19 protein-coding genes are annotated in these 24,236 nt (G+C 33.6%); 2 read left to right on the top strand and 17 right to left on the bottom strand.

Annotated features, from left to right (window positions below; translation table 11 throughout):
* Positions 1 to 3: 3 nt before the first annotated feature.
* The 10 genes from N7548_RS01460 to N7548_RS01415 form a co-directional block, all read right to left on the bottom strand.
* Positions 4 to 1,167, bottom strand: coding sequence for a glycosyltransferase (locus N7548_RS01460; RefSeq protein WP_263607619.1), 1,164 nt, complete (start codon positions 1,165 to 1,167; stop codon positions 4 to 6).
* Positions 1,164 to 2,201 carry a glycosyltransferase gene (locus N7548_RS01455; protein ID WP_263607618.1) on the bottom strand — a complete coding sequence of 346 codons (1,038 nt, stop codon included), beginning with the start codon at positions 2,199 to 2,201 and terminating at the stop codon, positions 1,164 to 1,166. The genes N7548_RS01460 and N7548_RS01455 overlap by 4 nt, the downstream gene beginning before the upstream one ends.
* Positions 2,173 to 3,354, bottom strand: coding sequence for a glycosyltransferase (locus N7548_RS08915; protein ID WP_263607616.1), 1,182 nt, complete (start codon positions 3,352 to 3,354; stop codon positions 2,173 to 2,175). Before N7548_RS08915 ends, N7548_RS01455 begins: the two co-directional genes overlap by 29 nt.
* Positions 3,355 to 3,366: 12 nt before the next feature.
* Positions 3,367 to 4,101 carry a GNAT family N-acetyltransferase gene (locus N7548_RS01445; RefSeq protein WP_263607615.1) on the bottom strand — a complete coding sequence of 245 codons (735 nt, stop codon included), beginning with the start codon at positions 4,099 to 4,101 and terminating at the stop codon, positions 3,367 to 3,369.
* The gene (locus N7548_RS01440; RefSeq protein ID WP_263607614.1) at positions 4,094 to 4,684 is read right to left on the bottom strand and encodes a sugar transferase; all 591 of its coding nucleotides are present in this window, start codon (positions 4,682 to 4,684) and stop codon (positions 4,094 to 4,096) included. Before N7548_RS01440 ends, N7548_RS01445 begins: the two co-directional genes overlap by 8 nt.
* Position 4,685: 1 nt before the next feature.
* Positions 4,686 to 5,897 carry a DegT/DnrJ/EryC1/StrS family aminotransferase gene (locus N7548_RS01435; protein ID WP_263607613.1) on the bottom strand — a complete coding sequence of 404 codons (1,212 nt, stop codon included), beginning with the start codon at positions 5,895 to 5,897 and terminating at the stop codon, positions 4,686 to 4,688.
* Between the two features lie 14 nt (positions 5,898 to 5,911).
* Positions 5,912 to 7,078: a nucleotide sugar dehydrogenase gene (locus tag N7548_RS01430; RefSeq protein ID WP_263607612.1), complete on the bottom strand. Its 1,167-nt coding sequence runs from the start codon at positions 7,076 to 7,078 to the stop codon at positions 5,912 to 5,914.
* A gap of 13 nt (positions 7,079 to 7,091) precedes the next feature.
* A complete protein-coding gene (locus N7548_RS01425) occupies positions 7,092 to 7,712 on the bottom strand; it encodes a winged helix-turn-helix transcriptional regulator (protein WP_263607611.1) in 621 nt (206 codons plus the stop codon).
* Positions 7,713 to 7,918: 206 nt separating this feature from the next.
* A complete protein-coding gene (locus tag N7548_RS01420) occupies positions 7,919 to 8,890 on the bottom strand; it encodes a tyrosine-type recombinase/integrase (protein ID WP_263607610.1) in 972 nt (323 codons plus the stop codon).
* A 2-nt stretch (positions 8,891 to 8,892) separates the two neighbouring features.
* A complete protein-coding gene (locus N7548_RS01415; RefSeq protein ID WP_263607609.1) occupies positions 8,893 to 9,843 on the bottom strand; it encodes a tyrosine-type recombinase/integrase in 951 nt (316 codons plus the stop codon).
* 476 nt (positions 9,844 to 10,319) lie between these two features.
* Here N7548_RS01415 and N7548_RS01410 point away from each other — a divergent pair, with 476 nt between their 5' ends.
* Together N7548_RS01410 and N7548_RS01405 are read left to right on the top strand one after the other, a co-directional pair.
* Positions 10,320 to 11,387, top strand: coding sequence for an SPFH domain-containing protein (locus N7548_RS01410; RefSeq protein WP_263607608.1), 1,068 nt, complete (start codon positions 10,320 to 10,322; stop codon positions 11,385 to 11,387).
* A complete protein-coding gene (locus N7548_RS01405; RefSeq protein ID WP_263607607.1) occupies positions 11,388 to 12,584 on the top strand; it encodes an SPFH domain-containing protein in 1,197 nt (398 codons plus the stop codon).
* Positions 12,585 to 12,710: 126 nt separating this feature from the next.
* On the opposite strand, the gene N7548_RS01400 is transcribed toward N7548_RS01405, so the two are convergent.
* From N7548_RS01400 to N7548_RS01370, 7 genes are all read right to left on the bottom strand, one after another.
* Entirely contained in the window at positions 12,711 to 15,044 is a 2,334-nt protein-coding gene (locus N7548_RS01400) for a hypothetical protein (RefSeq protein WP_263607606.1), read from the bottom strand.
* 78 nt (positions 15,045 to 15,122) lie between these two features.
* Entirely contained in the window at positions 15,123 to 15,818 is a 696-nt protein-coding gene (locus N7548_RS01395; RefSeq protein ID WP_263607605.1) for a RipA family octameric membrane protein, read from the bottom strand.
* Between the two features lie 160 nt (positions 15,819 to 15,978).
* Positions 15,979 to 17,358 (bottom strand): bifunctional UDP-N-acetylglucosamine diphosphorylase/glucosamine-1-phosphate N-acetyltransferase GlmU, encoded by a 1,380-nt coding sequence (gene glmU / locus N7548_RS01390; RefSeq protein ID WP_263607604.1) that lies wholly within the window; start codon positions 17,356 to 17,358, stop codon positions 15,979 to 15,981.
* On the bottom strand, positions 17,358 to 18,665 hold the full coding sequence (locus tag N7548_RS01385) for a phosphohexomutase domain-containing protein (protein ID WP_263607603.1): 1,308 nt from the start codon (positions 18,663 to 18,665) through the stop codon (positions 17,358 to 17,360). Before N7548_RS01385 ends, glmU begins: the two co-directional genes overlap by 1 nt.
* 11 nt (positions 18,666 to 18,676) lie before the next feature.
* The gene (gene glmS, locus N7548_RS01380) at positions 18,677 to 20,458 is read right to left on the bottom strand and encodes a glutamine--fructose-6-phosphate transaminase (isomerizing) (protein ID WP_263607602.1); all 1,782 of its coding nucleotides are present in this window, start codon (positions 20,456 to 20,458) and stop codon (positions 18,677 to 18,679) included.
* Positions 20,459 to 20,475: 17 nt separating this feature from the next.
* A complete protein-coding gene (locus tag N7548_RS01375) occupies positions 20,476 to 22,347 on the bottom strand; it encodes a polysaccharide biosynthesis protein (RefSeq protein ID WP_263607601.1) in 1,872 nt (623 codons plus the stop codon).
* 540 nt (positions 22,348 to 22,887) lie between these two features.
* Positions 22,888 to 24,156 carry an adenylosuccinate synthase gene (locus N7548_RS01370; RefSeq protein WP_263607600.1) on the bottom strand — a complete coding sequence of 423 codons (1,269 nt, stop codon included), beginning with the start codon at positions 24,154 to 24,156 and terminating at the stop codon, positions 22,888 to 22,890.
* Positions 24,157 to 24,236: the final 80 nt, after the last annotated feature.

Here is a 24,236-nt window from a genome sequence, read left to right as displayed (position 1 = left end):
ACCTCACTTATTAATTATTTTGATCCATTCGTTTGCTATTTTTTCTGGTGAAAAGTCACTAATACGAATTTCTGAATTTTTCTTGTAATAATCTTGTATTTCTTTTTCACTTAGTACTTTAAGAATAGCCTCTAGATAGATTTTTTGTGACTTTGATAGTTCTTGATTTAAAAAATCAAAACTACTTTCCATGATTGGTGTTAATATACCGTATTTTGCAATTTTATAATCAAGTAGAATCTCATTATTGCCTGGATCAAGGATTTCTCTTGGTCCAGATTTGCAATCTGTTGATATAACAGTCGTAGAAAGGGCTAATGACTCTAATATTGAGTTACCTAAACCTTCAAAATTTGATGAGAATGTAAAGATATCTGATTTTCTAATGAACGGATAGGGGTTTGATACATAGCCTAAGAAAATCACTTTATCTTGAATACCAAGATACTCACAATAATTTACTAGTTTCTCTTTTAACTCTCCTGTACCCGCAATTAACAAATAAACATTGGATTTTATTTTAATTAATTCACTAAAAACCTGTATGAGATTCCATTGTCCCTTTTGAAAAGTTAACCTACCCACATTGATTAAATAATGTGCATTAGGTTCAAAATTAAAGTTGATTTCAGTGTCAGCAAGTTTTCTTATTAGATTTGAGTTTACAGAATTATAGATTACATCAATTTTATCTGATTTTGACAGTTTCAAGTTGATGATGTCGTTTTTTACATCACTCGAAATGGCAACAATTTTATTAGCAACTTTGAAGATATATTTTAATATTAATAGCCTAAGAAAAGATTTATTTTCCATAGAAATGTTGTTACGTATTGAAACTATTATTTTTTCTCTCCTTCTAGTCATTGCATTTATTAAGTGGGGGCCATCCAAAAAACTAATTGATGCTACAAAATCATGATTTTTCTTAATTGTCTTAATTTTTTTATATCTTTTATATATGTTCAGGATTTTGTTAAAATACTTTTTTTGCGCTGGGATTTTTAAATCATGTATAGTTCCAGTGCAATCATATGTTTGATCTGAATTATCAAAAACTGCAATATGAACATCATAATGCATAGACAAATCATGAGATAAGTTTGACACTACTTTTTCTGCCCCGCCACCATTCAATTTTGGTATAATAAATAAGATTTTAGTCATTTAATTGCCTCTAAGTATTCTTTCACAATTAAATTAGCATAATTTTGAACGTTGTTAATCTGATCAAACTTGGATATTGAGTTTTGGGAAAGCTCATTATATAAACTATTATTAGTTAAAATTTTTATTATCTTGTCGGAAATATCCCGATTGTCTGACTGTAAATAACCGTTAAACCCTTCTTCAACTAAATTCATTAAACCATCTGTTGGAGTTGCTATTATAGGTGTACCGAGTGCTAGTGCTTCCAAAGCTACCATTGGTGTACCTTCAAATCTAGAAGTCATTACTAATATTTTTGACTCACTAATAATTTTCAAAGGGTTAGGATTGTATCCAAATAGTTTGACATTTGACTTCAAAGACAACTCTAAGATCTTGTCTTCAATTTCTTTTCTTAGTTCTCCATCACCGACAATTCCAACTTGTAATGTTGGTATTCTATCTGTAACTAGTTTAATTATATCTATAAATTTCAAGGGATCTTTTTGGTAAACCAATCTACCTACGAAACAAAGATCAAACTGATAATTGTCTAGGTCACTATTTTTCTTGTCAATAATCCACTGCTTATCCATTACATTAATTAAAACAGAACTTTTTCTTTTTACCACATTACGAAAAAAATACTTTTTAAAGGATGATTCAGAAACCCAAAAAACATGCTTTAGTTTAAATGAAATCAGCAAAAATATAAGAGACTTTCTTGAAACAATACGCATTGATTCATCATTTACGTGCATGTGAGAAATAACTGGCGCTTTTTTAGAGGCAAGTACGGCAATTGCAGTTGCTCTAACATCATGTGCATGTACCAAATCTGGTTTTACATCTTTTATGATTTTAGAAACATTATTTAAAGTAAGTTTTTCAATTAATATATGGTTTATTTTATTTGTTAAAAGGTCATTTTTAATCGGTCCAGTGACTGAACAGTACAATGAATCTATTGATTGAGTACTCATAATTATCTGAAAAACTACATTCTCAGCGCCGGAGAAAGTATTACTGCTTAGTAAATGAAGTACTTTCATTTTGCACCCTCCCTATTTCATTATTAAAAATGCTAATTAGTTGATCAACGACAACATCGAAACTGTAGTTTTGCACAAATCTATAATTATGTTCTATTATTGATTGTGTGTGATAATCTTTATGATCGATTTTATTGATTATCTCTGCAAGTTCCTTAGAGTTTTCCGGCGAAAATCTTAAAATTTTATGGGTGATTAAATCCCGATTTCCTCTAATATCAGATACAACACATAATGTTTTGCTATACATAGCCTCCATTATTGATCTTGGAAGTCCTTCTCTAAATGATGCTAAAATGAAAATATCCGAAGCCACTAACAACTCTTTGATGTCATTTCTAAATCCTAAAAACATCACTCTATCAATACAGTTATATTTTGCTGAAACCTTTCGTAATTTATTGATATAATTACCTTTGCCACAAATCAACAATACTGAATTTTTATTATCCAGTTGGCTCATAGCCTTAATGATTGTTTCATGATTCTTATTCATGACAAGATCGCCTACGGAGATTATGACTAATGCATCTTTGTTGATTGAATTTTTTAGTCGAATGTCACTTCTGGATATGGTTTTAGATGAATCAAAATTGCCAATACCGACTCCGTTAATCTTGTAAACATGACATCTTCTAAAACTCAAGTCTTCTTTCGAAAAATTATAATCCTCAGAATTTATTGTGATTAGAACATCAGTATATTTCGCTAGTCTTTTTTCTATAAACTTGAAAATTTTCGAAGATACACTAGATGCATTTTCATAAAAATGAAACCCATGTACTGTATAAATAATTTTATTAACTTTATGAAGTCTGCCGCATAATCTTCCTAACACTCCGCCTATGGGTGTATTGCAATGGAGTACATCTATTTTAGTTCTTTTAAGAAATCTATTTAATCTAAAAAAAGCTTTCATTATGTCTGCAATGTTAAAAATACTTCTATAGATACCCGCATTGTAGAATTTCACGGGATAATCACAAACAATTTCACTTGCATATTTTCTATTAATTCCCATGTAAACTTCATATCCAAGTTTCAGTGCGGCCTCTATACTTGATTTAGAAAAACTATTAATTGCATACTTTTCTCGACTAAAATACTCTTCTTTACTAGGTTTAGTGCTATTCGCAATGAAAAGATATTTCACATGTTTACCCTTCTATTCCTTTTTGTAATAGTGCAATATGTATTTTACATCTATCATTTTGTATCCTATTTTTTGCCACGTTCTTTGAACAGCAATATTATCTACTTGAGTGCCGACTCTTATTTTACTTGAGAATTGCAGTAAGTATTGTGTTCCTTTTTGTATCATATTATGATAAATTCCTTTACCCATATAATTAGGGTTGACTGCACTAAGAACCATTGTTGATGTACTTTCGCTAACATTATTTATCTTGTAAGTAGTAAATGCTACTGGTTTTCCATCAATTACTGGAACGATAGCACCATCAGAAAATCCATTGAATGAGTTTATGACCCATTGGTAATAATACTTATCCGCCAACTCAGTTTTCAAATTAGGATCAGAATGAAATCTATCAATCTTAAATACACTTCGTGCTATTGATGCTAGTTCAACAATTTCGTGTTGAGTTACGTTCTCTTTAAAACTGACTGAATACTCATCGCTTATAGGTTTGGCATTATTCTTGTCGTACTCATACGTAACCAAGCAATCGACAACATAAAATCCCGCTTTTTGAAAATTGTACATTGCATTTAAGTCTGTTGAATTTATTTTAATTCCTGTTATATCATATGCACTTTTATTCAGTATATCCAATATTTCATTAGTTTGTAATGATGGGTCATAATAATCAACATAACCAAAATTTAATTCAAAAATATTGCTATTAAACTCATCCTTTTTCAATACTAGCTTATCCATTTTTATTTACTCCTTCGCGTTTCAATACTTTAATTATCGTTTTAAAAAAAATCACAATATCAAGAAACAAAGATATGTTTTGAACATAATAGCGATCTAATTTATTCTTTTCATCCCATGATAAATCGTTTCTGCCATTAACTTGAGCATATCCTGTAATTCCAGGTTTTACGTTAAACTTGGTTTCACTCTCGAGTATATAATATTCAATTTGGCTTGATAAATCTGGTCTCGGTCCGATAAAACTCATATCACCCTTTAAAATATTTAACAATTGTGGTAATTCGTCGAGACTTGTTTTTCGCAACACTTTCCCAAATCTTGTTAAACGAGGGTCATTGTCTGAATTATATGTCGAACCATCTGAATTGCGTAGGTCGGGAGAGTTTACTTTCATTGTTCTAAACTTATACATTTTAAATGTTCTAGTTTTCAAACCCAACCGATTAGCTTTATAAAAAATCGGTCCTCTATCATCAAGATATATTATAGTTCCTAAAAATATTGTTAGTAGGATGAAAAATGGTACTAAGATGATTGCAAAGAGTAAATCCATGATACGCTTAATTATTGTATTATACATATTATCCCTCAATTAAACCCTTGATATATTCGTTAATCTTTTCTGATACATATATCACATCGTCATCTGATAATAGTGTATGCAATGGTAAAGATATCTCGTTTTCATACTGTTTGAAAGCATTAGGGAAGTTGATGATATCAAAACCAAGATTCTTATATGCAGTGAACATTGGAAGTGGTTTATAGTGAACATTCGTTGCAATACCTTGTTCTGCAAGATACATTATCAACTGATTTCGTTTCATTTCATTAAAACCTTTGAATCTTACTAACATTAAATGTCCCGAGCTTCTTGTATTTTTATCTTCATGTTGAAGTATATTAACATAATTCGAATTTAGTGTCTCGCTGTATAGTTTTATAATTTCAAATCTTCTTTCTAACAATTGATCATATCGCCTAAGTTGCACTAAACCTAAAGAAGCTAAAATGTCAGTTAGATTACACTTGTATCCAGTATATACAATATCATACTCCCATGACCCTTTTTTCATTTTTGAAAGCGCATCTTTTGATTGACCATGTAAACTTAGTAGCATATACTCTTTATACATTTCATCATCGGTCATCCCAAATGTTTTTGTCCAAACGATTGCGCCACCCTCTGCTGTAGTCAAGTTTTTCACAGCATGAAATGAATAACAGGTGATGTCTGCCACTAGACCAGCTTTAACATTATTTCTATATGCCCCAAATGAATGTGCAGCATCAGATAAAATAGTTATTCTACCTAAAGATTCTTGCCTAACATTATTAGGAATAAATAAATTCTTTTTACGTTCAACTATTTCATATAATTTATCATAATCACACATTACACCCGCAATGTCTACTGGGATTATTACTTTTGTTTTATCGCTTATCGCTACTTCAAGTTTATCATAGTCCATCTCATATGAGTCTTTGGCGGTATCAACTAAGACTATTTTTGCTCCAACATGATCTATAACTGCTGCTGAAGCTGAATATGTATAAGCAGAAGTGATTACTTCATCTCCTGGACCAACACCTAATAATAGTAGTGACAATTCCATAGCAGCTGTTGCAGAATTAAGACAAACTGCTTTATTTACACCCACATATTCTGCTATTCTTCTTTCAAGTTCTTTGGTTCTTGGTCCTGTTGTAATCCAACCCGATTTAAGTGCTGATGTTACTTCATCAATTTCTTCTTGTGTAATATCTGGTGGTGAAAAAAGTATGTTCTTCATATTAATAATTTCCTCTAGTCCCTATTAAATAAGTCTCGTGTATAGACTTTTTCTTTCACAATTTCTAATTCTTTATAAAACCTATTTGAAACAATAACATCTGATTCTTTAATGAACTCATCGAAATCACGTACCACTTTAGAACCAAAGAAATCATTTTCTTGTAAAACAGGTTCGTATACAATTACTTCAATACCTTTAGCTTTAATCCTCTTCATAATACCTTGAATTGAAGACTGTCTAAAGTTATCTGAATTAGATTTCATAACCAGTCTGTAAATACCAACCACTTTTGGTTTTCTACCGATAACCATATCAGCGATATGATCTTTTCGAGTTCTATTTGCGTCAACTATCGCTGTCATAATGTTCTGTGGAACATCCTTATAGTTTGCTAATAGCTGTTTGGTATCTTTTGGTAAGCAATAGCCACCATATCCGAATGATGGGTTATTATAATGAGATCCGATTCTTGGATCTAAACCAACGCCTTCAATGATTTCTTTAGTGTCTAATCCTCTAATCTCAGCGTAGGTGTCCAATTCATTAAAGAACGCAACACGTAACGCTAAATATGTGTTAGAAAATAGTTTAATCGCTTCTGCTTCAGTTGATCCCGTATAAAGAATCGGGACATCCTTCTTAATCGCGCCTTCTAATAACAAATGTGCGAATGTTTCTGCTTCTTTAGAATGTTCACCTACGACGATTCTTGATGGATATAAGTTATCATATAAAGCTTTGCCTTCTCTTAAGAATTCTGGCGAGAAGATGATTTTTAATGCTGGATGTTTCTTTTTTTGTTCTTCAGTGTATCCAACTGGTATCGTAGATTTTACGATGATTGAAGCCTTAGGTGCAAATTTTGAAACGTCATCGATGACTTTATCGACTGAGGATGTATCAAAATAGTTTTGAGTTGGGTCGTAATTGGTTGGTGTAGCGATAACAACAAAAGATGTGTCTTTATACGCTAATTGTTTGTCTAGGGTTGCGAGAAGGTTTAATGATTTGTTTTTTAAGTAATCTTCTAACTCTTGATCGACAATTGGTGATTGTCGATTATTCACCATGTCTACTTTTTCTTTAATAATATCTAAGGCTACCACTTCATGGTGTTGACTTAATAATACAGCGTTGGATAAACCAACATAACCTGTACCTATTATTGTAATTTTCATAAAATAATTCTCCCTATTCAAAAAACTCTATAATATTTTCAATCGGATAATCGATTTTTAATAACTTAGCTTTAATCTCATCTTTACGATTGTATGTTGAAACCAAGATACCATCATGTTCAAAGTCTCTAATACTTTCTTTAGGTATGATGACATAACTACCAATCTTCGATCCAATCTTATTAGGATCGTCATCAATGACCGCTAAGACATTGACTTGATTGGTTTTACTGGTCATAATGGTATGAATCAACATCTCTGCGACTTCACCAGCTCCGTATAATAAGATATTGGTGAATCCTTTGTCTTTCACTTGAGACAAAAACTTTTCAAAAGACTCTTTGGCTTGGAAGTATAAGTCTTTAGTGGAGTTTAAATAACCGATGTTTAAGACTTTCCTCTTTTCATTTCCCTTTTTCGTGATTAAATACTCAACGGTTTTGGTTGAGTATTTCTTCTTTTTAATGAGGCCTTTTTTCTCAAACTCTTCCAAATAGTCATTCACCATACTGACCGCAATCCCAATCAATTTACTCATTTCCCGTTGAGTAATCTTAGGGTTTTTTTCGATCATGTCGAGGATCATATATTCTTTTAAAAGCATTGTCGGTTTGAAGAAGGTATTATCGTTCATCGGGTCACCATCCATTGTTCGATTATTGAATAATCATATTCTACACCATAACCTTATGAAATAACAAGTAAAAAAGTGACTTTTTGTTCCTTTTTCGAACAAATGATTTCTAAAACCTTTCGCAACCCCCATTTAACGCGAAAAATAGCACTTATGGAATTTAAGTGCTAGATTAATAAACAACATTTTTCTAAATAATGATGGGTTTAATCAAACAAAATGTACATGAGAAACACGTCTGATTTCCAATCATCTTCATGTAGGAGCATCGACTCAATTTGATATTCCGAATCGTTTTTCATCCGATCCAAATAGGCTTGATAAACTAAAGTGGATTGGATATTCACATGGCCTAGTAACGCCTTGGTTTGTTCAATTGATCCACCGCGTTCTAAATTGAATAACGCAGCGGTATGTCTTAGACAATGCGGGGTAATCTCCGTATATTCTAAACCCGTTTCCTTCAATACCTTTCTAAACATGGTATAGAAAAACATTCTTTCTAACGGTTGATGGGTTGGTTTATTTTTGTGGGCACAAAACAAATGTGGATTATCGTCTTTCCGCTTGGATAAATAATCTTTAATCACTAGAATGGTACCTTTAGAGAGTTTAACACGGGTTTTGTTTTGGCCAGTTCGGCGTACGATGTAAAGCACATCCGTCCCATCCATTTCAACAAAATCCGCCCTTTTCGCATGTACGACCTGATGAACGGTTAACCCCGAGGTCAACATCAAAGAGATGATCGCGTGATTACGGTAGTGCCAAATGAACCGTCTTTGTTCTTTGGTGAATAGAATGAGTTGTCGCGCTTCTTCTAGTGTTAACACGGGTTTGACCATCTGTTTTTGAATGCGTTCGCTTTTAATCGGCATCATGATGTCATATTGATAAACCTCTGGTAGTGACAATCGTTTTTGATTCAAACTCAAATAATTATATAAACCTTTCAACGCGCTAATGTGAATGTGTATGTAGTAAGTTGAGCATCCAATCTCGCGTTTATAGTCACGATACTTGATAACATCGCTCGTTTTCGGATATGTAATGTCGTGTTGTTTCAAGTACTGAGTGAAGTGTTTATAAGCGATTCGGTAAGATTTTAAACTCGAAGCGGCCAGTTTCTTTTCCGATAAATATTGTTCAGATAACGCCTCTAATGGGTGTGTAATCATCTTCATGTCTCCGTTTTAATCTCATGAAAGTCTAAAATCAAACGTTCGATTTCATTTTCTGGTTCATCCTTCATCTGACCCACATGATGGGCATAAATCATGGTTGTTGTTACAGTTGCGTGACGTAAGAGTTGCCTGGTCGATTCTAATGAACCACCCCTCTGTAAATTCATGGTCGCAGCCGTGTGTCTTAACCCATGAGCAGTCACTTGGGTTTCTTCAAGCCCAGCGTCTTTCATCAGTTGTTTAAACATCTTAATCACGAAAGATCGCGATAAGTAAGGCGTTGTTTGGTGTCTAGAATGACCAATGAATAAAAAAGGATTATTGTCTTTCCTTAAACTCAAATAATCGTTGATCGCCTGTTCTAACCCTTCAGGAATCTTCACATACGTATCCGAAGCGGTTTTACCTTTCCCTTGGATATACAAGACCAGCTGTCGTTTAACCCGCTTTAAATCTTTTCGCTTCGCTCGTCTTATCTCAATACTTCTAACGCCTGTGGTGAGCATTAGATAAACAATGGCGTAATCACGGTATTGTGAGCGAGTATGTCTACGTTCCTTACAATACAATAACAGCTGTTTGGCTTGTTCTGTAGATAAGGTGGGTTTAAATTCATTATGATCTAATATTTCCCTCTGGATTGTCTGCATGATATCAAACGCATACACTTCAGGTAAACTTAAGCGCTGTAGATTCAAACATAAATACCTGTAAAAGTTTTTTAAGGTCCCAATTTGATGGTTGGTCCATCGAATGGAACAACCATCACTTTTCTTCCATTCTAGGAACGCGATGACATCTATTGTCGTTGGAAAGTCTATTTGATGTGTTTTTAAATAGGAGATATATTGGTCGAGAATGATTTTAAACAGGTTATAGGTGCCTTGTGTGATGTCCTTTTCAGAGAGGTATTGTTTAATCAATGGTTCGAGAAAATGTTCGTTCATAGCTTGTTCATCCCACCCTGTATTTTCTTTTATAATAGTACAGACACGCGGTGTAGTTTTACTTTAAATGATGTCTATAAAACCGCTTTATTTGATAATACTTATATAGAGCGGTCATTCTTGATTACTTATTCAAGCGATTCAAAATTATTACATTAAGTTCATACTAATCTTGAATGGTCCGTACAGGTGGTCATAGATTCAACCCCTTTTTAACCGCACGGATGTGAGAAATTTGTATATTATATCAATGACAAATAAAATTAAATGTTTAATTTAAAATCACAGCAAACCATTGATAAATAGATTCGTTTATATAAATTGAAATAATTTCGAAATACATTTGATATCTATATATTGATTCTATTATTTTTATCTTTATTTATTCCATACTTTGATATATTATGTAGGTGAGAATACAATTTATATAAAAAACAAATAGAATCAACGCATTACGCGAGAAAAATAGGAGAAATATGAAAAATCAGATCATTACTGTGACGGGGTCTACGAAATTAATCACTTCATATGTTAATTTCCGTGTAAGACAAAATGCTATTTTGATTGTACCAGAGTATCATAAGGTCAATATTATTTTTGAGGACGAAACTTTAACATTTTCCCCAGGTAGAGAAACACTTCTTCAAACAACCGTCTCAAAATGGTCAAATTTTTTGTACTTTCTTCGCATTAAAGAACCCATTTCAAAAATCGGTGATATCCATTTTATTAATGTTTCTTTAGAGTTAAAACATGAGTTCGTTACCAGTGATATGGATTTTTGGATTTTCGACCCAACCTTGAATATACCATTTCAAGTTAAGTTCAAAGGTTATTTTTCAATCAAGTTGTTGGATGTCCAAAAGTTATTTGAACATTTCGGAAAGCAGATAGATATTACTGCCAAGAGTGTGTTTGAGGTATTCAAGCATCTGATATACATGGAACTTCAATCCAATTATGCTGCTTACATTACGGATGAAAAAAGATCTATTCTCAATAGTTATGGTTTCTTAAAAGAGTTATCTCAAAAAATGTTAGGTTTATTGACACCTGAGTGCGAGGAAATGGGTTTAGCTTTAACTGAGTTTTTGGTGACTGGTGTACTTGTAGATGATGAGGTCAAGAAATCACTACAAAAAGAATATGCACAAATCAATACTCAATTGATTAAACATAATTATGATATTCGAATAGCAGAGGATTCTTTAAAATTATATACAGAAAAAGCAAAAATTTATAAAGAATACAATTATGCTTACATGACTGAATATGAAAAAGATAAGGAATTGAACCGAGTGTTATTAAAAGCCAAGAACTTTGCAGAAACTAAGTACGATTTTTCTATAAAAGAAAATTCGCCGATTGCTCCAGATAGACAACCAAACATTGTCAAAGAAGTCCACGTCTGTACACCACCAGTTAATGTTACAAACCCAGATGAAAAGAAACAAATTGACTTAAAGACTTGTGAAGTTTGTGGTAATCAAATATCTTCTAATTCTACTCAATGTCAATATTGTTCATATCAGGAGGACATTTAAATGGCTCTTACTTTGAACGATTTACTTCAGTTAAATAACGAAAGATTCATCGCTTCTGTGCTCGAAAAACCTGATTTACTTTTACAATTAGACCCAACTAATGATCAACACAATAGTAAATTATTGTTAGCTGTCAAATCTAGCTATGAATTCATAAAAGTTTTACCTAAGCACCTACTAACAGAACAGTTATTAAATTCATACTTAAATAAAAAACTTTTAGCTACAGATTCTGTAAATAAACAATTAGTGTTTACGTCACTAGAAGATCAAACATCTTTTAAGATTAGTTATTCTGTTTTAATTGACTATATAGATTCATTTATCGGTATACCTACTGAATTACAAATGAATATTGAGGTGAAATTGAAAATTATCTCACCACTCAAATTCATTAATGCAGTTGATCTTGGATTTGATTTCATTACCCTAGAAAACATTTATAACTATTTTACAACCCTTTTGGTAAGTGAATCCAAGTCAATTATTTCCGAATATATTATGCTTAAAAACATCAGTTACTATGAACTTCCAAAGTATCTAACTGAATTATCTAAAAATATTCTGAGTGGTATAGATATTGATAGATACGGATTAAGTCTACATTATTGTGTTATTAAAGACACAAAAATCCCTAGTAATCTAAAAGATATGATGTTCGATGGGTATTTCAACAACCGACAGAAGGAATTACTAGAAAAATTTAATCAGTCAAAAGAAGAGTTCGCACTTAAAATGTATAAAGAAAAGGCATCTATATGTAAGGAAACAGGGTATCCACCATATCTAACTGAAAAAGAAAAAGATAACGCATTTGACCGTTATATTCTTAAGCAAAAATCAATATTAATTGATAAAGATGAAAAGAAGTCATATGATAAAGAGAAACTAAAAGTTGAGGATAATATTCAGTTTAGAACCGTTACTGAAGACAAACTTGATATAGATCCTTATCACGAAACAAGCGCTATACCTTGGTACTTAATAAGTATCTTGGTATCGGTGGTTTTAGGTTTTATTATTTATGATTCGACGAATGTAAGAACTGCAGTGATCGTTTCGGGATCAGCGCTCATCGTTTTAATACTTTTATCACTTATGCTTGTAGGTAGAATAAACAAGAATAAAAAGGCTGATTACGACAGAAAAGTTAACGCCATCAAAACATTAAATGCAAAAAGAACTGTTTCAGTATAAATCAAAAAACGGACATCAAATTGTCCGTTTTTTCGTTTTATAACAATTAATAATCCTGATTTAAAAAGAATTCTATAAAAAACACTTAAATATCATATGCTTGAAAACTCATAAAAATGTATTCTATTACAACTGTTCAACGATTAACAAATCATCGGGTCCAAAACCTACACAAATTGTAACCCTAATTACAATTTTTTGATATTTATTACTAACATATTTTTCCGCTTCCGAACGAACATACAATGCATCTACAAAACTATATTTATTAGGATAAATTTCATACCCCTCTAAGAAACTAGATATTTCAGTATCTGTTAAATCTCTTAATGTGAAATCTAGTAATTCGAGACTAATTTTAAACATACTGGAATTATAAAAAATGATTCCATATTCATTTAACACATCAATGTAATTTAGGTTAGCTGTTTCTTCTTTCCACAATTTGTAGATTTTTTCGTTAGTCCAAAGTTCTATCTCTGAATCAATAGTAGAATTATGTGTGTTATAACCCTTTTCTATAAGCAAATCTAATAGTTTCTCATATGACTCATCGTTATAACTAAATTGTATTTTGCTACCTTTCTCTTTTAATAACTCAAATAGTACTGATTTAATGTTAGCCATAGCTACATCTACGAATAAGATATCATTATCTAAATCATCTTTCTCAACAATAAATTCAACATACTTATCAACGCAATCTAGTTTCTCACCAAGTGTCTGATGGGGTAACTTATCAAGAAAAAGGTCAATACTTGACAATAAATCTTGTTTCCTTATGCTGATCCTGTTCTCATCTAGTTTTCCAACAATGATCTCAGCATTTATAATCTTCTTATTTATTATATTGAAATACGTTTTAGACAATTGAACTAAATCATTCCGCTGCTTCAATGCTTCTATTGAAATAAATTTAATGTGGTCTCTAACTTCCTCAACTAAGATTTCTTTTCCCTTATCAAATAATCTAAATAACTGCTTAGTATTCTCTAAAGTCGTTTCATGAATAATCCTCTCCATTACTTGTGGCCATTTAATAAAACTGTCGAATACGAATGAGTTAATCAGTAAAAATTCAATAAATTCATAATTGAGATTCTCTAAAAATGGCCCATTTTTCAACACTTTTCCAAGATATAAATAACTATTGATTTCTTGATAAAGCTTTATTGATGTTTGAATAAAAACATAATCTAGTTTTTTAATATGTCTAATTATGCTTATTCCTTTCAAATCCAATACTTTTTGATTATTTTGAGAGTTAAATTGTATCATTCTACTTAGCATATATTCAGAAAAATACATTAACAGCAGCGTTTCAAAGAGACGTTCTTTTAAGTATGTTGAAATATTTGTTAATCCGTTAACAAAATAATTGTGGATTGTCATTTTCATATTATCGTTATTAGAGTTAAGAAGTACGTAATCAATATATAATTCCAGATAGACTCTTTGTTGAATAGAGAACAAATCTGCTTTATATGCTGATATAAATCGACATAATAATCCAATATATTGTTCAGCAAATAACAAGCGTGGCTTATACCCTAGCTTGTTATTATCGAAGATCATTGAAAAGGATTTATATAAAAGAAGTGTCGAATATGTACCAAATAATTCATACTGTCTGGTTATGTTTCTATAGAAGTTGAAAATGTCATAATTATCAATTTTTACGTACGTAGCATTTTGCATTTCGAAAGCAAAATCCAAAATTATCTTTTTAATTTCATAATTCTTATATTCTTTATTATTTTTAGAGGTAATATAGATAATTATTGAAAATGCCTTCGTTGGACCATCTTTCGAAATAATATAATCAAATATTTCTCTAATTTTGCTAATGTTGTATGTTTGATCTGTTTTTGAGTAGTTATCTCTTAATAAATCTTCGATGATTGCATACTCGCTGCTATCGGTATTATATGTGTGTTTGAAAGCTTTCATTAGCAAATCAAATGTTTTATTTTCTTGATCTTTCAGACTACTTAATCGCTCAATTTCTTCTTTTGCTAATTCGATTGGAAAACTAGAATCTGTAGCACAAATCCATATATAAAATGAAAATATTCCTGTGAACATTAAAATGACAAAAAACACCATAAATAACGCATTAGTTAAATTTAACATATACGCTATTGTACCGACAAATATTAGTACTATATTAGTCGGAACAAATGTCTTTATAGATAAGTATTTATTCGTAAAGTTCAAAATCTCTTTAAGTTTAAATGATAATACTCGATTATCTAATGATGAAGACACAATCGTAATTAGAGTTGCTGAAATTGCGCCAACTGTAACTAGGGCTGTATAGTACATTGAAATATCACTAATTGTTATAATATAAACTTCACTGAGATATGTATCAAAAAGAATTCCTATAAATATTATGAAAATTGAAATTGACCACAGATATCTTTTTCTATATATTTTACACGTTGATAAACTTTCCATAGTTTACAGTTCTCCCTTTACATTTATATATAGTAAATTCATTAATATGATTCAACAACATTAATATGCATAATAAGTCTAGTCTCTTCTTTTTAAATTTGATTCATCGACTTTATTCGTTGATTCCATATTGAATACAAGTAATGCTATAAAAAATAGTGTAGTTACTAATCCAATTATCAAATATGTATGTTCACTAAAGTCAGGAGATCTTTTAAGATACAAATTTATACTAAAATATGCTAGAAAAAACCATGTAAGTGTAATGTATAAGCTAACTGTTATGTTGATTCTTGATACTGATAATGGAAATGCTTTCAATAACTGTAACGGTTTGTTGTTATTATCAATTGTCAATTTATAAAGAGGTCCAATATTCATGTTCTCAAGCATATCAACATGGTGTTCCCAATTATTTTGCCAATACTTACTACCTCTATTTACGAGATACCACGCTAACGAAAATACAATACCAACGAATGATACAATTACAGCTAATATTGGCATTTTTGATAAGTTTTCATCTGATAAAATAGAAAAGTATGCTGCATACGTCACTGAGATAAAGACCCAAAAATATGTTGCTCTTTTCCAATACATTTCAATCTCAAACTTTCTTACATCTAATGCTACATCTAGGGCCTGTTTCAATAATTCTTTAAGTCCTTTTACTGTATTTTCATCTTTTCCTTTAAAATACTCTTCATTCTCTCTAAGAACATCTTCATAGTTATCTAAATACTCTTTTTTTTGTAATTCATATTTTTTATTCATGTTTCTTCCCTCTCTATTTTTAATTGATTTATACTTTATCGTATAAGATGCAATACGATTACATCAAACAATAAAACGTATTTTTCCCTTTAATTGTCCACTTTTCCAACAAAAAAAGCAATATTTTTCAAAAATATCGCTTTTTCTTTGTTTTTATCTATTATTTTTCACTTGGTTTTGGCTTAATTAAGTATTTGTAGTAATCTTCTTTATTGATTTGTTGATTTCTCGCAATCGCCAATGAACCTTTTGGAATGTCTTTTGTAACAGTTGAACCAGCTGCGATGAATACGTTATCGCTGATTGATATTGGTGCGACCATATTGACGTTACATCCAATAAAGACATCATTGCCAATAGTAGTCTTGTGTTTTTTAACACCGTCGTAATTCACTGTGATGGATCCACAACCGAAGTTAACACGTTCGCCAACTTCTGCGTCACCAATATAAGCTAGATGTGCGGCTTTAGTATCATCGCCAGTCGTTGAATTTTTCACTTCGACGAAGTTACCAATGCGGTTATGATCACCCACATTTGCGTGACCTCTTAAATGAGCGAATGGACCTACGGTGGTTTTCTTACCAACTTTACTATCAATGACTAAGCTATGTCTAATTTCAGCCTCTTCATCAATGATGGAATCCTTGATTTCTGTATTTGGACCAATAATTGCACCTTTTTTAATGACCGAATTACCAGTGATGGAGGTGTTTGGATAAATCCATACACCTTCTTCAATCACGACGTTATGTCCAATGGTGATGGTTTCAGGGTTGATCATTGAAACGCCTGATAACATATGGCCTTTATTGATAGAGTCTCTTAAATACTTTTCTGCGATAGAGATGGCATACAAATCGTTGATACCCATGGTTACCATGGAGTTTCTAACGATGAAGGTATTGACCTTATAACTTTGATGCATCAAACTAACGATGTCGGTTAAGTAGTATTCACCCTTACGATCGTTCTTTTTGATTTGTTTTAAGGTTTCAAATAAAGCTTTGTTATCAACGATATATACAGAGGAGTTTACTTCTTTGATTTGCTTTTCAGATTCAGTGCAGTCGTTTTCTTCAACGATGCCTTTTACTGTACCGTATTCATCTCTAACAATGCGTCCATAGCCTTTTGGATAATCTACCACCATGGTAACTACCGTGAGGTCGTTACCCATTTCTTCATGGGCTCTCATAAGTTTATCCATGAGCGGGTATTCCATTAAGGGCATGTCTCCTGGGAGAATAAATGTGGTGCCTTCTTTGCCTTCTAAAAGCGGTGCTGCAGATAGTGCTGCGTGTCCTGTACCGAGTTGTTGTTCTTGGACAGCGTATTGTGCTCTATCCTTGAGAATGTCCATAATGACTTCTTTCTTGTGACCAACAATCGCGACGATTTCGTCGATATCTGTTTTCTCGATATTTTCGACAATGTATTCAATCATCGGCTTACCTAAAATCGGGAAAGCACATTTAGGTAATTCAGTTCTCATGCGGGTACCTTTACCTGCAGCGAGGATCAATGCGTACTTTTTCATCAAACACTACCTTCTTTCTTTATGAGTTCAACAATGCGGTTGATTTCACGGTTTAAGACCGCTTCATCCTGGTAACTCATCGTAACACGGATGAGCGGTTCTGTACCGCTTGGTCTAACCAATAATAAGTAATCGTCTTTTAAGACTTTTTTAACATCTTCTAATAATACATTCACAGAATCTCGCTTCAATACGCCTTTATCAACATTCTTGATATTAATCATTTTGAGTGGATATAATTGGATATCACCTAAAAGTGTTTCCAAGGATTGGCCACTCTCTTCAATGATTTTTAAGAGGTATAAAGCAGATAATAAACCATCCCCACTATGCATGATGTGGTTTAAGATAATATGTCCAGAAGCTTCGCCACCTAACCCATAACCATGGTCGTTCATTTCTTTGAAGACGTATTTATCACCCACATCTGTTAAGGAGTAGGATATGCTATTGTCTTTCAATTTTTTTAACATGCCCGGGTTACTCATCTTAGTAAGTACGACATGATTCTTAGGTAATTCACCTTTAGATTTCAAATGGGTTGCGAAAAGATAAATCATTTGATCACCATCGACCAACTCACCTTTTTTATTAACAACTAAGCAACGATCGGCGTCACCATCAAAAGCGAAACCAATATCAGCTTTTCTGGATTTAACCATCTCAGATATCATTTCCATGTGGGTAGAACCACAATCGACATTGATGTTCAAACCATCGGGTTGATTGTTAATTTGTAGTGCATTTGGATGATACTTATCAAACAGCTTTTTAGCGATTAGATAGTTCGCACCATGGGCACTGTCATATATGATGGATAACTTACTTGGTTTTAATCCAAGCTTTTCATAGAATTCAATGTAGAGCTTTTCTACGTCTTGAGTGAGGTTTAAACTACCCCATTTTTCTAAGACATCGAATGGTCCAAAATCAATGATGTGTTCGAGTTTCAACTCTAACTCATCGACTGTTTTAAAGCCTTTATCAAAGATTTTAATCCCGTTATCGTAATAAGGGTTATGAGAAGCGGTAATCATCACACCGATGATTTGATTCATCTCACTGTAATACGCAATCATTGGGGTAGATACGACGCCAGCGAATAAGACATCGACGCCTTGACTCATCGCCCCTGAGGCGAGTGAATAGGCGAGCATGTTATTCGATTGTCTGGTATCTGTACCAATGACGATTTGTTTTGGTTGAATCACTTTACCAATCGCTAATCCTACTTTAAATGCGAGTTCAGCGGTTAGTTTTTCAAAGGCAACCCCACGGATGCCATCCGTACCAAAGTATTTACCCATGCTTAATCCTCCTACTCAACTGTAACGCTCTTCGCGAGATTTCTTGGTTTATCGATATCAAAACTACGTTCTAACGCGGCGTAATAAGACAAGAGTTGGGTAGGTACGACCATGACCATTGGCGTGAGTAACGGATGCACTGCATCCACAATCACTTCATCGCCCGCTTCTGCAACCTCACTGGTAACAATACGAATGGTTCTCGCACCACGTGCGATAACTTCATTGAGGTTACTTCGGGTGTTGTGTGAAATCTTCGGATCTGAGATAATCGCGATGACCGGTGTGCCTTCTTCAATCAATGCGATGGTACCGTGTTTTAGTTCACCTGCAGCGAACCCTTCGGTTTGTATATAAGAGATTTCTTTGAGTTTTAAAGCCGCTTCTAACCCTGTATAGTAATCGAGTCCTCTACCAATGAAGAAACAGTTTCTATGGGTTAATAAGTAGCGTGTAACGTCTAACATATTTTGACAAGATAAGAAGTTTTCAATCGATAAAGCGACCTTAGTCAATTCTTCTCTGATATCAAAATCTTTATTGGATAATTCATAAGCAATGAGTGCCAAAACAGCGACTTGTGCAACATACGCTTTCGTACTCGCGACGGCGATTTCTGGACCTGCGAACAGTTCTAGGAAATACTTCGCTTCTCTCGCAAGCGTTGAGGTAGGTACGTTGGTAACAGTTAAAATCGGAAAGTTCATTTCCTTAATATTAACCAAGCAAGCTCTTAAGTCTGCAGTCTCACCAGACTGCGAAACCAAGATGAAAAATGGCTTCTTAGAAAGCAGTGGTTTTTGATAGGCAAACTCACTCGCGATATGTACTTCAACCGGAATGTTATCGAGTCTTTCAAATAAGTTTTTACCGATTAATCCGGCATGCATCGAAGTACCTGCAGCGAGAATATAGATGCGATCAGAATCTTTAATGTCATTGAGTATTTTCTCATCAATACGGGATTTTCCGTTATCGAAGTAATTAGAGACGATACGACGAACCACGGATGGTTGTTCGTGAATTTCCTTTAACATGAAGTGGGCATATTCGCCTTTTTCAACGTCATCATTATTCATGTCAATTTGACAGAATCTCGCGTTTAAAGCTTGATGATTGATGTCATACAATTGAACACGATCACGGCTCGCTACTACGAATGTTTTATCTTCTAATGGCAAGTATTCTTCGCTATATCCAATCAAAGCCATGAGGTCTGAAGCGACCGTTACGCCTTCTTTTCCTCTACCAATCAATAGAGGTGATTTGTATTTCGCTGCGAAAAATTGTTCTGGGTTTTGTTGATCCAAAATGAGGAGTGCATAGGATCCTCTGAGTAATCTTAAGGTAGTCAATATCGCATTCTCAACATTGAGTGTACCAGCGAAGGTTTCAATCAATTGGGCGATCACTTCTGTGTCTGTATCACTCTCAAATTTTACACCTTGAAGGTATTGTTCTTTGAGTTGGTGATAGTTTTCAATGACCCCATTGTGTACGATGATAAAGCGACGTGAACGAGAGTAATGCGGGTGCGCATTCACTTTGTTCACTTTACCGTGGGTTGCCCAGCGGGTATGTCCAATACCGATATTCGATGCTGGGCTGTTTTGAACAGATTCAGCAAGTCGATCGACTCTACCTTGGTCTTTATACACATCATAGACTTGATATCGCGTATTAAAAAGACTCATACCAGCTGAGTCATATCCACGATATTCTAGTCTTTTTAATCCGTCTAAAATGACGTCTTTGGCTTCTTTATTGCCGATGTATCCTACAATGCCACACATAATATAAACGCTCCTCTTTAATGATCTACGCCATTGACTTTATAAGTCTTAACGACGCTTGAAACCAAGCGTTTAATTTCTTCATTTGATTTGTCTTCAAATGTTAATAGAATATCTACCAATGACAGTTCTTCATCACATACTTCTTTTTGTTTTTCAATGTAAATTTTGTCGTTATCCGTTACTTTGTGATCAGCATAGTTATGATCGACTAAAAGTTCTTCAAATAATTTTTCACCTGGTCTTAATCCAGTGAACTCAATTTGAATATCTTTATAAGGTTCATAACCCGCTAGTGAAATCATCTTTTCAGCCAAGTCTTTAATCTTCACTGGTTGGCCCATATCTAAGATAAATACTTCGCCACCCTCAGCGTAAACTGCTGATTGAAGAATGAGACTTACAGCTTCAGGGATAGTCATGAAGAAACGGTTGATTTCTGGATGGGTCACAGTCACTGGACCACCGTCTTCGATTTGTTTCTTAAATAACGGGATGACCGAACCATTGGAACCCAAGACATTACCGAAGCGTACCGCTGAGAATTTGGTCTTGTTTTCTTTTTGTTGGTTTTGAATGATGAGTTCGGCGAAACGTTTGGTTGCGCCCATAACGTTGGTGGAACGAACCGCTTTATCGGAAGATACCAATACAAACTTCTTAACACCATACTGGTTGGAAAGTACAGCGGTATTGTAGGTGCCAATGACATTGGTTCTTACCGCTTCAACAGCACTGTCTTCCATGAGTGGTACATGTTTATACGCCGCAGCGTGAAACACGATGGTTGGTTTAAATTCTTGGAAAATGGTTTCTAATCTTTGCTTATTATATACAGATCCAATTCTGACCACTAAATTCAGTTCTGAACTGCGGCCTTCTTTGGAAAATTTTCTTAAGAGTTCTTGTTGAATTTCATACGCGTTATTTTCGTAAATATCAAAAATAACCAGCGTCTTTGGTCTAAGCTCAGCGATTTGTCGGCAGAGTTCACTACCGATAGAACCGCCACCACCGGTGACCAATACGGTTTCGTCTTTGATAAATGATGAAATACCTTTATTGTCTAAGTGGATTTCTTGGCGATTCAATAAGTCTTCAACTTTAACGTTGACGATTTTTGGATTGCCACGATCGACATCGCTATAAGATAATAGTTTTTTGATTTTGAGTTTATATTTAGAAACTTCTTTGACGAGCCAATTGAGTTTTTCAATTGGGTAGTCAGCAATGGCTAAAATGATTTCTTCGACGTTGAAATCATCAATGAATTTACTGATGTGTTCCACTGGACCTACAATTAAAATCCCATTCAATCGATTGCCAATCTTATTAGGATTGTCATCGAGGAATGCGACAGGGTGGTTGGTCAAATCTTTATTGCGATAGATTTCTCTTAATACAAGTTCACCTGCGGAACCTGCACCAATGATGAGGGTTCTTCTACCTTCATTTGGATTGACAAAAATATTGGTTTTTATGAATAGACGAATACGGTTCAATACACGCGGTACAGTCAATAGAATGATTTCAATCGGTGTAATGAATATATACGCGGATTTAAACATGAATAAATGGTTGGTCATGGCGATGTATAATACAATCACCACATTGGTTATGACAGCTGCGATAGATATACGCATGACATCTTCGAATCCCACATGTCTTGATAACATTCGGTAAATGCCTAAAGCATACATGACAACTATTTTAAAAATGGCTATGGAAGGTAATGCAATAGCTAACATCATGATATCAATCTCGTACTCTACATCCACCGCCATATACATCATGATGGTAGCGAAATACGCAAAAAATATTAATATGATGTCAACGACCATCATACCCAGATCATGGAGGATCTGTTGTTTGTTCAATTTAATTGGCATACTTGTCCCTCCCAAGTAATCCCCACTATAAATACTATTTATATTGATTTTAAGTTCAAATCATTTTATCTCATTATAACACTAGTTGTTATCATGTATATATAAATCGCCTAGTGTTTTGTAATTAAAATGTAATCTTACAATAAATGGACATATTCCACTCAAAAATGACACATTATGATTATATCATATAAATTAATATAAAGTGTTGAATGTCGTGGATTTTCGCATGAAATCTAGTTCATATAAATAGACGATATCTCATTTTAACACGTTTTTTATCTAGTTATCATTTCAAATACATTTCAATGTTTTATCAAAATGTTTGTTTAATAAAAAATATCACTTATTCTCACAACAAAGCCATTATTCAATAACCGACTTGAAATGTTTAAAAACCGATTTTTTTTCTTTTTCGTTCAAAATTGAACATGAATCAAGCATTAACTCATGAACTCGTTTTACTTCTAAATAATTGTTCGATTTTTAGTGATCGTCGTTATAAATAAGCTTAAAAGAATAAAAGCGCAAACTCGCGCTTTAGAATATGTTTTTCACTTCAATGGTTTGATTTCTATCCGGTCCAACAGAGAATATAACTACTGGAATACCTGTTTCTTCTTCGATAAAACGGAGATAGTTCTTGGTATTAATTGGTAAGTCATCATAAGACTTCACCGCTGTAATGTCTTCAGACCAACCTTTCAAGGTCGTATAGATCGGTTTAACTCTTTCGAAGTCACCAATCAAACTAGGTACTTCATCGATGATTTTGCCATCGAGTTCATAGGCTGTACAAACCATGATTTCTGGTTGACCAGAGAGTACGTCTAATAACGTGACTGCGAGTCCAGACAATCCACCGGATAGTTTTGCATGCTTGATCAAAACAAGGTCTAACCAACCAACACGTCTAGGACGTCCGGTGGTTGTGCCATATTCATGGCCTTTTTCACGAATATCAGAACCGATTTGATCAAATAGTTCTGTCGGTAGTGGGCCTTCTCCAACACGGGTGGTATAAGCCTTAGTAACGCCAACAGCCCCTTGAATTAACCAAGGTGCGATACCCACATTGATGGGTACCGACGCTGCGGTAGGTGATGAACTGGTGACGAATGGATAGGTGCCGTGATCGAGACAAAGGAGTGTGCCTTGAGCCCCTTCAAACAACACTTTCTTACCTTTGGAAATGGCGTCATTAACGAATTTCGAGGTGTTTTCAACAAATGGCTTTAATGCTTGTGCATACACACTGTATTCAGCGTACATCGATTCGAAGTCGAATCGTTCTACGCCGTATAAGTCCGCGAGTTGGTTCTTATATTCAAGTACTTCTTGGAGTTTATTTTTAAAGACGTCTAAATCGACAAATTCACCCATACGAATACCGGAGCGTTCTGCTTTGTCGGTATAGGCTGGTCCAATGCCTTTTTTAGTCGTTCCTATCTTTTGTTTTAATTTCGATTCTCTAATCGAATCAAATGCCATATGGTAAGGCATGATGATGTGTGCCTTATCTGAGATGTGCATATGATAAGTCTTGCCTTCGAGTTTTTTCAATTCTTCTAATAAAGCTTTTGGATTGATGACCATCCCATTACCTAAGACATTATCAATCTTTGGATTTAATATGCCTGAAGGAATGGTGTGTAGTGCATACTTCACACCTTCTAATACGATGGTATGTCCCGCATTATTACCGCCTTGATATCTCACCACTAAATCACTTTTTTGAGCTAGATAATCGGTGATCTTTCCTTTACCTTCATCGCCCCATTGTGTTCCAACAACTACGAGTGTTTGCATAAGTATCCCCCTGGTATGATATCTAAAAATCCATTGTGATTTTATCATAGATAACTAGGGGTAGTCAAAGTGTCATTGAA

This window comes from Paracholeplasma manati (assembly GCF_025742995.1).
Lineage (GTDB): Bacteria > Bacillota_I > Bacilli_A > Acholeplasmatales > UBA5453 > Paracholeplasma > Paracholeplasma manati.
This window is presented reverse-complemented; position numbering and strand designations above follow the sequence as displayed.